Here is an 11539-nt window from a genome sequence, read left to right as displayed (position 1 = left end):
GCAAATATGGTAAAATGTTGTTTATAAAGGAGTTGATACTTTGAATATTCTAAATACCTACAACGAATTTGGCACGAATAATTTTGACCTGAACGTCGACCATTATGGTGCTGAGATTTGTGATAAAAACTACTCTTTTGGACCTACTGTTAGGGATAACTACGTCCTTCATTTCATTGTTGATGGCAAGGGAACTTTCAAAATTGATGGCACAATGACCGAACTTAAAACAGGTGATATGTTTATTTTGCCAAAAGGAAAAGTGACCTTCTACCAAGCAGATAGCAAGCACCCTTGGACTTATCTTTGGGTTGGATTTAGTGGCTCAAAAGCTGAAAGCATCTTAAATAAAACACAACTTCTTGAACACTATTTTTGTCATTCAACGCTCAACTCTAAAATCCTCGATCAGCTAGTCAAATTAACACAATTCCGTGACCAAAAACTTGATGACATTACAGAGCTTCAGCTGATTGCTGAACTTTACAAATTGCTAGCGTTTCTAATAGAAGAATTTCCAAGCAAAGCAATGTCTGATAGCAGTATTTTGATTCAAAATTACATCAAGCAAGCTAAAAAAATCATTCACACACAATATGGAAATCCATTAAAAATCAGTGAGATTGCAAAAAAGCTCAATCTAAATCGCTCCTACTTGTACAAGATTTTCAAAGAAGAAACAGATTATTCTCTCAAGGATTATCTCATCCAAATCCGCATGGAAAAAAGTGCTGATTTGCTTACCAGCACGACTTTTCACATATCAGAAATCGCAAACGCTGTAGGCTTTCCAGACGCTCTCGCCTTCAGCAAGGCTTTCAAAAAACATTTCGGACAAAGCCCAAGCCATTACCGAAGAGCGCTGAAAAAATAAAACAGAAATCCCCCCTAGAACTAAGTTCTTGGGGGAGTTTTTCTTAATCAACTTTAACAAGTCGGACGTTATCAATGTTTAACCATTTGTTGGCAGATGATGTGACGTAAGCGCCAACTTCACACTGTCCGTTTGTGATTTGAATGTTGTCAATGGTATAGGTTTTCCAAGTATTTGAATCTTTGAGAGAGATTTTTTGTTCGTTGCCACCGTAGTTTTTGATATAAAGTTCTGCATTTTCAAGACTTGTACCACCCATAGCATCGATGCTTAATTTGTAAGTACCTGAGCTGAGATTTCCTACTGTTTGATAGATAGAACTTTCATATGCTTTGTCTGACCAGAAGCTGAGTTTATAACGCGTATTATCATAAACTTCGGTCTTAATCCCAGAAATTTGGCCATTTTTCCAAATATTCCAAGATGATGAACTTTCGGTATAACCATCCCATTCAAAGCTATTGTTTTGAAGGAGATTTGTTAGATTAGAGTAATTAAAGGCTTTGATGCCACGTAAAGCATTTCCTTGGAAATCGAAGACAGCTTGATTTTCCCATTCGTTACCTGTCATATCTGAAACGCCAAGATATGACATACCCACTTGCGTAGCCCATAAGACGTTACCGTTATACCAGAGTGGTTCCTAATAGAAGAAACCAAGTCCATTGTTATTTTTGACATCCTTAATCTTATCAACTAAATCTGTCAAAAATTCGTACTAACCATCTTGGCTAGCTTTGTAACCAGCTGCTGCTTCTTCTGTTGCTGTGACAGCATTTGTCTTTTGGTCAAGATTGCCAAGAGTATTGGCATAAGCTGTTTCAACCACAACAACTTTTTTAATGTTTGAGAAATAGTACCAGGTACTTCTTTTGGCATCTTGATGGTGATGTCATGAAGCACACAGAATTTATAAACATTAACAGTGATAAAGGCTACTAGGATACCTTTTACTCGTGGTGCTAGTTCATTTCAAAATAGCGTAAGTTATGAAACATATAGGAGGTTAGTCCAAATGAGCCACTTGCAGTATACTGCTAAATCTCATCATTTACAATGGAATGTACAGCAATTATCACAAATTTGTCATCACTTCTACCAAAACTACTGTCCAAATTCCTTCAAACATCGGCGTAATGTTAGTTTAGCCAAAGTTTCAGATGAATCAATTCTTATCTTACTTTTGTTACAGGCTGAACTAGGCATAACGTCACAGCGTCATTTCTACAGCATCTGCCACCTCTTTCCTTGTGGACAGCTACTAGAAAGAGGTCATTTCAATCGTCGGTCAAAACAATTGATTTGGCTCGTCCAATTAATCCGAAAAGCTATGAGTGAAATGCTTCCATCTGATAAACTAGCCATTATAGATAGTTTTCCTTTGCCACTTTGCCAACCTGTCCGCAATCATAGAGCTACCGTTTTTAAAGGCTTAGCCGATATTGGCTACAATGCCTCTAAACATCTTTAGTTCTACGACTTCAAAGTTCAGCTCTTTGTCAACTGTAGTGGGTGGCAAAGAGCCACCTTTTCTAGAATATCTGATAACAAAATAGAATACGTTCAAGTGAGGTTATTCAATCACTTGAGTTTCAGCTAATTTCTTGTACCAATGTGCAGATTTCTTAGGATAACGTTCTTGTGTATCGAAATCAACGTAGAAGAGTCCGTAACGTTTTTCATAACCATTAGACCAGGAGAAGACGTCCATCAATGACCAGATGAAGTATCCTTTTACGTTTGCACCATCGGCAATCGCATCAGACAATACTTCCAAGTGTTGTTTCACATAATCAATACGGTAATCATCGTAAACAGTGTTGTCCACAAATTCATCTTTGTATCCAAGTCCGTTTTCAGTGATGTAGATCTTCTTGTAGTTTGGATAATCTTTCTTGACACGCATTATTTGGTCATATAAACCTTGAGGGTAGATAATCCAGTCCCAATCCGTCCGAGGGACATAGTCAGGAGCCACACGACGTCCAACACCTTTGATTTGGTATTTAGAGCTTCCTTTTTCACCTTTACCGTTGTGGATGATTTCAGTTTCACCATCAAAGGCTTCCATCCAATCACTCATGTAGTAGTTAATTCCAAGGAAGTCGTTCAAATCTTTAGCTGCTTCAAGGACTGCAAAGTCTTCCTCACGAAGATCCAAGCTCCCACCATTTACTGATAAGATGTGGTTTACCCCTTCCATGGTTGCATCTGAGTAGTGTCCAAGGTAAGTCGCATCCAAGATAAATTTGTTGTGGATGATATCTTCCAATTCAGCAGCACGAACGTCTGCAGGATTTTTAGGATCCAAAGGATACTTAGTTGGAAGGGCGTGAACAACCCCAATTTCACCTGTATAACCTTTGCCTTTGTACAATTTCACAGCACGTGCATGAGAAACCATCATATTGTGGTGAGATTGGAAGACTTTGGCAAGGTCATATTGAATACCCGGTGGGAATTTACCTACCAAGTATTGACCATCACCGATTGGGCCAATTTCATTGAAGGTTGTCCAGTAGTTGACTTCTGGGAACTCTTCAAAACAGAAGGCAGCATAATCTACAAAGTGTTCGATGTTTTCACGATTCAAGAAGTCTCCCTTTGAGTGAAGAGCTTCAGGTGTATCAAAGTGGTGAAGAGTTACAAACGGTTCTACATGACGTTTATGACATTCTGCAAATAACTTATGATAGAATTCTACCCCTTTTGGATTGACTTCACCATAGCCAGTTGGGAAAATACGTGACCAAGCAATAGAAATACGGATTCCGTTTACGCCATATTCTTCAGCCAACTGTATGTCTACTGGATATTTATGGTAGAAATCACTCGCTGGTTCAGCAGTATACCAATAGTTATCTGCTAGGTATTTGTCCCAAGCAACAGGACCTTTTCCATCTGTATGTGTAGCACCTTCTGCCTGATAAGCTGCTGTTGCGCCACCGAAAATAAAATCTTTAGGTAATGTTTTTGACATAAGTTTCCCCTTCTCAATCATAAAATAGAAATAAAGCAAGATGGAGAGGAGTCAGTGATCAATCCTTCTCCATCTCACTTCAATCAACAGTAAATCTATTTATTATTGAAATTGTTCTTGAACGAATGCAAGAGCGCCTTTACCATCACGAGTCAACTTGATGTATTGAGCTCCTTCAGTCTTAGCCAATTTGATTCCAAGTTTATCTGTTTCAGCCTTCATATCTTCATAGTTTGAAGCTACTTGAGGTGCAAGGATAACAAGGTCAAATTCTGGCAACATTTCACGGTGAGCACCGTAGCCACCAGCAGCAGCCTTCACAGGAACATTATATTCTTCAGCAGCTTTATTCAAAGCGTTGGCAAGAAGTCCACTAGTTCCACCACCGGCACAAAGAACCAATACGTTTGTTTCTTTTGTGATATTGTTTTGAACTGGTTCGCCTTCCACACCAGCTTTTTCAAGAATAACATCTGCTTTAGCAGTGTTAAAGTTTGCAGCAACTTTTTCTTTCAAGCTATCGTTTGATTTACCTGAACGTTCTTCTTCAAGAATTTGTTCATCGTAAACTTTAACGAATGGATAGTAAATGATCACGTCAACTACTACTAATAGCGCAGCAAGGATGAATGAAAGTACTTGGAAGTTCGTACCAAGAACAATACCAAGAGGTCCAGGAGTTACCCATGGAAGGTTAGCAGAGAATGAGTTCATTCCCAAGGTATCAACGAAGAATTTGAAGATCCACACGTTTGCAATTGGAGCAAAGATAAATGGAACAAAGAAGATTGGGTTCAATACAATTGGAGCACCGAACAAGAGTGGTTCGTTTACACCGAAGAATGTAGGAACAACAGATGCACGTCCGATTGCACGGTTACGCTCTGATTTACACAACCACATGAAGAGGAATGGAACAACCAAGGTTGCACCAGTACCACCCATGGTAACGATAAACATTTGAGTACCAGATGTGATGACTTTATCGGCATGTTGTCCAGCTTGAATCAAATGCAAGTTGTTATCAATATTTGCGTAAGTAATTGCAGCGATTGCTGGTTCTACGATTGAAGGACCATGGATACCTACAAACCAGAAGAAGGCAAAAGCACCAAAGATGATAGTAATACCAAGGTATCCGTCTGCAGCTGAGAATAGTGGAGCAAGAAGAGTACCAATTGATTCAGCAACTGTTACATGAAGGCTTGCTTTCACAACTAATTCAAGTGCATACAAGAGTACAACTGACAATGTAAATGGAATCAAGTCTTTAAATACTTGTGAAATATTTGGTGGAACCTCGTCCGGCATGCGGATAGTCACATTGTTTTTCACACAGACTTTGTAAACATTAACAGTAACGAATGCAGCAATAAAGGCTGTTAGCAACCCCTTTGTCCCCATGAATGCTGTTAAGAATCCACCTTCTTTAGCAGGTTCAGCAGCCATGAGCAAGAATCCAACCATAGAAGCCAACATTGTAGAAATGAAGTTGATTTGGTTGGTTGCTGGAAGGTCGCGGTTCATTGAATCAGTCAAAGCCTTAGCCGTTGTACCACCAACGAAGAAGGCCAAGATGCCCATAGAATAGTTATATGGAGTCATCAAGAGTGTTTCAATATCTTTAGACCAGTGGAATCCCCAAGCATTTGGCACATACGCAATTAGGATGAAGATAGATGAGAATAAGATTACAGGCATCCCTGCAATGAAACCATCACGAATCGCTCGCAAATATTTATTACGAGAAATCCTCTCAAAGAATGGTTTCCCTTTTTCAATAAGCTCAATGAGTTTGTTCATTATTTAGCTCCCCTTTTGTATAATTCAATAAGATGATGAATCACATCTTTTAACAAAATGGTTGTCATCAAGTGATCCTGTCCGTGCATCATTGTGATGCTGTATGGAATTTCTTCGCCCGCAGCTTCTTGAGCAAGCATAGATGTTTGCGCTTTGTGAGCTTCCGCAATGCAATTTGCTGCTTCTTCAACAAGAGCTTCTGCTTTAGCAAAATCGCTAGCTTCAGCAGCTTTTAATGCTTCTAGAAGTTTAGAACGAGCATCACCAGCATAAGCGACAATTTCAAAGCCAAGTAATTGGACTTCTTCTCTATTCATAATAGTTCCTCCTTATAATTTTAATGATATAGAGCAAATTAAATTTTTACAAGAGACGTTGAACATGAAGAACGATATAAATTCGCTCACTGTGGAATAAATCCACTTCTGTTTCTCTTGCAATGACATTATAGATTCTGTTTCCTATTTCAAAAGCCTTAGGATACGAAACCTCTAGATGTTCTTCCATTCCCAGCAAGGACATATTATCTTTCCTAGATCGATCAATATAATCCAAAAAATAACTTAGATGAACCATGAAACGATCATAGAAATTACTATTCTGTGGAGTTCGTTCAATATTGTCTCGAGACAATTCCTGCTTAACTAATTCAAGAATATGCTTCGTTCGACTAATCTGAAACGATGGAGTCACTTCCCCTTCTCTCTTGGCATTTATAAAATGAATAGCAATTCTTCCAAGTTCGTCCTCAGGAAAACCATCAAATAATTTTAATTTGAAAATGGAAAGAGCTTCTTCACCAATTTGATATTCAATTGGATACTCATTGGAAATATCTGACAACTTACTATTTTGGTAGTTACCTGCTTGAATAGACTGGTAAGCACAATAAATGTGATCAGTTAAAGTTACATCATTGATTAAACATAAAATTCCTCAGTTTTTCCATGATTAATATAGAAATTAGAATCCTAAACATACTTTTTACATTTGCAATTCTTTTTTATCCATTTTCTAAATCCCCTATTCTACAATTTTTGTATCGCTAATGTGTTTATACCAGTAAGCTGACGCTTTTGCATAACGTTTTTGTGTCTCAAAATCCACATAAAACAAACCATAGCGTTTATTATAACCATTTGACCATGAGAAGCAATCCATCAATGACCATAGGAAATATCCTTTAACATTAACTCCAGCCTCAATTGCCTTAGCAAGAGATTGAATGTAAACTTTCAAATAATCAATACGAGCTGTGTCCATAACAACGCCATCATCAAATTCATCTTTGTAACCCATACCATTTTCTGTGATGTAAATCTTGTTATAGTGTGGGTAATCTGCTTTGATGCGAAGAAGCAAATCATACAAGCCTTCTGGGTAAATGAGCCAGTCCCAATCAGTTCGTGGAATACCTTCTTTGTAAATGCGTTCGCCGATACCTTTAACTTTGTAAACAGATGTTCCTTTATCGCCTGTACCGTTGTGATGAATAGCATTTTCACCATTGTAGGCTTTGACAAAGTGACATTGATAATGGTTAATACCAAGATAATCGTTACGGTGACTAGCTTTTTTCATTTCTTCAAAGTCGCTGTCAAGGAATTCATAGCTAGCATTGTTCGCTGCGCAAATTTCGTTAAGCGCTTCCATTGTTTCGTTTGAATAATAACCTAGATAAGTTGCATCAAGTAAGAAACGAATTGAAAGAGCATCATCTAGGAAAGCGGCATGTTTATCTTCTTCACTATCAGTTGCAGGGTATTTTGTTTCAAGAGAGTGAACCACACCAATTTCGCCTTGGTAGCCACCGTCTTTGAACAAATTAACCACACGCGCATGCGCATACATCATATTGTGCAGACATTGAATGACTTTTGACAGGTCATATTTGATTCCTGGTGGGAAAATACCAAGCAAATATTGGTTAGTTGCTACTGGGTAAATTTCATTGAATGTACTCCAATGACGAACTTCTGTAAATTCTTCAAAACAAAATTTTGCATAGTTAACAAAAGCTTCAATCGTATCACGGTTTAAGAAATCACCATTGTCAAACAAAACTTTTGGCGTGTCAAAGTGATGAAGCGTTACAAATGCTGTAATGCCACGTTTTTGACATTCTGCAAAAACCTTGTGATAGAAATCCACACCTTCTTGATTGACTTCACCAGTTCCATTTGGGAAAATACGGCTCCAAGCAATTGATAAGCGAAGTCCGTTGACACCAAATTTTTCACAAAGTTCAATATCTTGTGGATATTGATGATAGAAATCACTAGCAGGGTCTGGACTGAAACGCCCTTGTTCTGCTAAGAAATCATCCCAAGCTACTGGACCTTTACCGCCTTCTTTAGTAGCTCCTTCAACTTGGTAGGCTGCTGTTGCACCACCTAAAATAAAATCTTCTGGTAATTGATACATAATTTTCTCCTTATTTCAATAAGCGTTGAATGTGAATCACAAGGTAAACACGTTCACTATGCGATAAATCTATTTTTAATTCTTGTTCAATCAAATCATAAATGGCCTGCCCAATTTGATAGGCTTGTGGATAATCTGATTTCACATATTCTTCCAAATTAATCAACGATGTATTGTCTTGCTGGTTCATCTGCAATCGATTAACGAGGTAGGTTAAATGAATCATCAAACGGTCGTAAAGATTACTGTTTTCTGCGCTCCGCTTGATGTTATTTTTAGCCAATTCGTTCTCAATCAAAGCTATCACTTTTTTAGTTGCATCCTCTTTGTTATTATCAGAAACTTCGTAATCACCTTTGGCATTAATGAAATGCAGAGCCATTCGTCCGACTTCATCATCTGGAAAAGTTACTGACAACTTTTGACTTAAAATAGCAACAGCTTCTTGCGCCATTTGAAACTCAGTAACATACGCCGCTGAAATATCTGGTAAATGACTATCCTGATAAGCTCCCTTTAAAAGCTTTTGATATACCAAATAAACGTGGTCGGTAAGGCTTACATATAGGTATTCCTGAACAGGAAAATGATATTTGGCTACCAAATCATCAATCATGTTATAAGTCACCGTTAGAATATCAAGCGGAATATTTTTCAAAAGGGTTAAAAAGTTTTCTTTGGATTCCTCTGTTTTCAAAAGGAAAACTTTCTCGACTTTGCTTGGAGTGATTAAATCACCTTTTTTCTTTTGAAAGACTATCCCTAGCCCCATGACAACGGCTTGGTCATCCTGCTCATTTTTTACCAGAGCGACATTATTGTTGAGCGCTTGTACAATCCGAAACATTCTACTCTCCTCACGTGGTTTCTAGATAAAAAAACCACAAACAAACTAGAATCCTCCCTTCTAGGTCATTTGCGGTCTTGCCTAATGTCTTAGTTACAATCCACTCTATTAATTTCTACGATTATAATATAACACATAATTTTAACTTTGTAAACCCTTTCTTTGTGTTTTTTTGATTTTTTTTGTTTATTTTAAACAAATTCAAAAAATCGTAATATCAAAGGATTTTTTACTCGTTTCCCCACTCGCTACAAAAGTTACTTGACGTTTATCTTCTAAAATATCACTTTCATCAAGCGACGTTGACAAGCCGCTCCACGGCTCTAGAGCAATAAAAGGACTCTTATTGACGGTTGACCATAAAATCAAATTTGGAAAATCTTCAAAATCCAAACGCAATCCTTTATCGTGTTTATGAGATTTCAAAGAAACGCTGCGTGAAGCTAATTTATCCAAAGTAATGGCATCTTTGGCAAACAAAGCATAATCCAAATTTAGAATATTTTGCTTTTCTAAAAATGGCGTACGCTTATTCACATCAAGAAGCCCTGTTTCTGGAAAAGATTCTGGAACAGTACAAGTTTCCTCTTTTTCAAATTCGAGATAATAATCTTCATAACACTCATCAGCAAGCAATGGGCAATTAAACCCAGGGTGCCCACCAATAAAGTAAGGCATGACCTTTTCCGTCTCGCGATTTGTCACTTGGTAACTTGTTTTAATCGTCTTTCCAATCAAAGTGTAAATGATTTTCAACTCAAAATCATAAGGATAATTTGCCAACATTTCCGCATCAGGGGTGATTGAAAAAACAAGGCTATTTTCAGATAATGGTTCATAAGTAAAAGTCTTCTTACGCACCAAACCATGTCGCGGTATCACACCTGTAAAATGGGGACGGCTACTAGGACGATAAATAGCTTCATCATCACGTAAGCTCCCACAAATCGGAAATAATACTGGTGCTTGTGAACTCCAATACTCTGGATTTCCTTGCCACAAATATTCGACGCCGTCTTTATCTTTTATGGATGACACAGCGCCACCAAATTCCTTAAATTGAACTGTTAAGAAATCATTTTTTAATTCAATAACCATTACTTTCTCCTAAATAAAATGAGAATGAACAGCCTCATAACTGCCATTCTCATCACGCGTAAAAACAAAATAATAAAAGAAGTTTTAGTGAGTTAGATTAGATGTATTACTATTTGGCTTCTTGATAAGCTTGATTACGTTTTTTCATTTCTCCTTTATACCAGAAGAAGAGCAACGTGTAAACAACTAAAGCAATAGCTGCATAAAGAACGTAAGTCAAATCACCAGTTGAAGCTTTACCAACAAAGAATGCCAAGAATTTTTCAATTGGTCCTTCCATTGTTGTATGAGAAATCATGGTCGAAGCATCTAAACCACTTGGAAAGGCACCCACTTTTTTAGCAGTTTCTGTGATAAATGGTGCAATCAACGTTCCTGACCACAAGAATAGCGGTAATTCAATAGCACCAATGACAATCATGCGGATTAATTTACCACGTGTTACAACTAGCAAAGCTGGAGTAACCCCCATCGCAATAATACCTGCGAGCGGTAATAATTTATTTCCTGGTAAAACAATTGCTTCTAACAACATAATTGGAGCTAAAATATTAGCGGCAGCCCATACTTCTGCACGACCTGCAATGAATGGCCAGTCCAAACCAATATTTAATGTGCATCCTTGTAATTTTGAAGAAGCAAAGTCAGTAATACCTTGAGAAAGTGGTTCAACAGAAGCGATAAACCATGACCCAATCAATGAGAACAATTCCAAGCAGACAGCTGCTGTAAAAGCTAAAGAAGCAATTTCAGTTGGTGTTTGACCTGCTAATAAACCAACAAAGATTCCTAAATAAATACCAATTGCAAATTTTGAACCCCAGAAACCAATTTTAGCATTTAATTTAGCAGCATCGAAGTCATATTTATCAAGCCAAGGGAAAAGCTTGTCAAAAATTTTATCGAATACCATAATAATTGGATTCATCATGTAGTTCATGTGAGTTGTTGTCATCGGATTTTCATCACCAGTACCCAATAAATCATTAAAAGTAGGTTTCATAAGGTCTGAATTGATAATTTTTAAAATACCGATAAAAATAACCAAAATCGTTGCAATCATGAGGTTTGCTCCACTATAAATAGCAAACAAGCCAACAATTGATAAATGCCAAATATCGAAAATATCAACATCAAGCGTATTGGTTTTATTCAATACCAACATAATGATATTTACAATGACCATTACCATCAAAAAATATAGGGTATAAGGTGAGCCCCAAGTGATAGTTGCCAACGGTGCCCAACCAACGTCAGTGATATTTAATTCCAAACCAGTTCTGGCAACAAAGTCAGCCATAGCACCCGAAAATGCCGTTGACAAGATATTGATAATTGCGCTAATACCCGTTAAGGCAATTCCTAGTTTAATACCACCTTCTAATGCTTTAGTGAATTTCACTTTAAAAAAGAGGGCAATGACAGTCAAGATGATTGTCATTAACGGAGCGGCACCAAGGCCAATAATTGGTTGGAAAATCGTATTTGCAAAGTCGATAATTACATTCATTTC

At 37.5% G+C, this 11539-nt stretch carries 10 protein-coding genes and 1 pseudogene; 2 read left to right on the top strand and 9 right to left on the bottom strand.

The genetic code is table 11. From position 1 onward, the window contains the following. Positions 1-40 precede the first annotated feature (40 nt). Positions 41-874, top strand: coding sequence for an AraC family transcriptional regulator (locus SMA_RS01270; RefSeq protein WP_014293863.1), 834 nt, complete (start codon positions 41-43; stop codon positions 872-874). A 43-nt stretch (positions 875-917) separates the two neighbouring features. Here the strand turns inward: SMA_RS01270 and SMA_RS01265 are convergent, their stop codons facing one another. After that, positions 918-1469, bottom strand: a complete 552-nt coding sequence (locus SMA_RS01265; RefSeq protein WP_081498563.1) for a hypothetical protein — start codon at positions 1467-1469, stop codon at positions 918-920. 420 nt (positions 1470-1889) lie between these two features. Between SMA_RS01265 and SMA_RS01260 the strand changes: the two are divergent. Continuing rightward, positions 1890-2342, top strand: a pseudogene (locus SMA_RS01260) (transposase family protein); the annotation flags it as partial. Positions 2343-2447: 105 nt separating this feature from the next. Here SMA_RS01260 and lacG (SMA_RS01255) read toward each other — a convergent pair. The 8 genes from lacG (SMA_RS01255) to SMA_RS01220 all read right to left on the bottom strand — a co-directional run bounded on the left by lacG (SMA_RS01255) (position 2448) and on the right by SMA_RS01220 (position 11536). Continuing rightward, the gene (gene lacG / locus SMA_RS01255) at positions 2448-3854 is read right to left on the bottom strand and encodes a 6-phospho-beta-galactosidase (protein ID WP_014293861.1); all 1407 of its coding nucleotides are present in this window, start codon (positions 3852-3854) and stop codon (positions 2448-2450) included. Between the two features lie 102 nt (positions 3855-3956). Further along, positions 3957-5657: a lactose-specific PTS transporter subunit EIIC gene (locus SMA_RS01250; RefSeq protein ID WP_014293860.1), complete on the bottom strand. Its 1701-nt coding sequence runs from the start codon at positions 5655-5657 to the stop codon at positions 3957-3959. Next, the gene (locus SMA_RS01245) at positions 5657-5974 is read right to left on the bottom strand and encodes a PTS lactose/cellobiose transporter subunit IIA (protein WP_006531657.1); all 318 of its coding nucleotides are present in this window, start codon (positions 5972-5974) and stop codon (positions 5657-5659) included. The genes SMA_RS01250 and SMA_RS01245 overlap by 1 nt, the downstream gene beginning before the upstream one ends. A 46-nt stretch (positions 5975-6020) precedes the next feature. Next, a complete protein-coding gene (locus SMA_RS01240) occupies positions 6021-6578 on the bottom strand; it encodes a PRD domain-containing protein (protein ID WP_265644224.1) in 558 nt (185 codons plus the stop codon). A gap of 102 nt (positions 6579-6680) precedes the next feature. After that, the gene (gene lacG / locus SMA_RS01235; protein ID WP_014293859.1) at positions 6681-8081 is read right to left on the bottom strand and encodes a 6-phospho-beta-galactosidase; all 1401 of its coding nucleotides are present in this window, start codon (positions 8079-8081) and stop codon (positions 6681-6683) included. A gap of 10 nt (positions 8082-8091) precedes the next feature. Then, positions 8092-8928 (bottom strand): PRD domain-containing protein, encoded by an 837-nt coding sequence (locus SMA_RS01230; RefSeq protein ID WP_014293858.1) that lies wholly within the window; start codon positions 8926-8928, stop codon positions 8092-8094. A 201-nt stretch (positions 8929-9129) separates the two neighbouring features. Continuing rightward, entirely contained in the window at positions 9130-10026 is an 897-nt protein-coding gene (locus tag SMA_RS01225; protein WP_014293857.1) for an aldose 1-epimerase family protein, read from the bottom strand. Between the two features lie 109 nt (positions 10027-10135). Further along, entirely contained in the window at positions 10136-11536 is a 1401-nt protein-coding gene (locus SMA_RS01220) for a PTS galactitol transporter subunit IIC (RefSeq protein WP_014293856.1), read from the bottom strand. Positions 11537-11539: the final 3 nt, after the last annotated feature.

The organism is Streptococcus macedonicus ACA-DC 198, from assembly GCA_000283635.1.
Classification (GTDB): Bacteria; Bacillota; Bacilli; order Lactobacillales; family Streptococcaceae; genus Streptococcus; species Streptococcus macedonicus.
The sequence above is the reverse complement of the archived record's forward strand: the minus strand, read 5'-3'. Positions and strand labels throughout refer to the sequence as shown.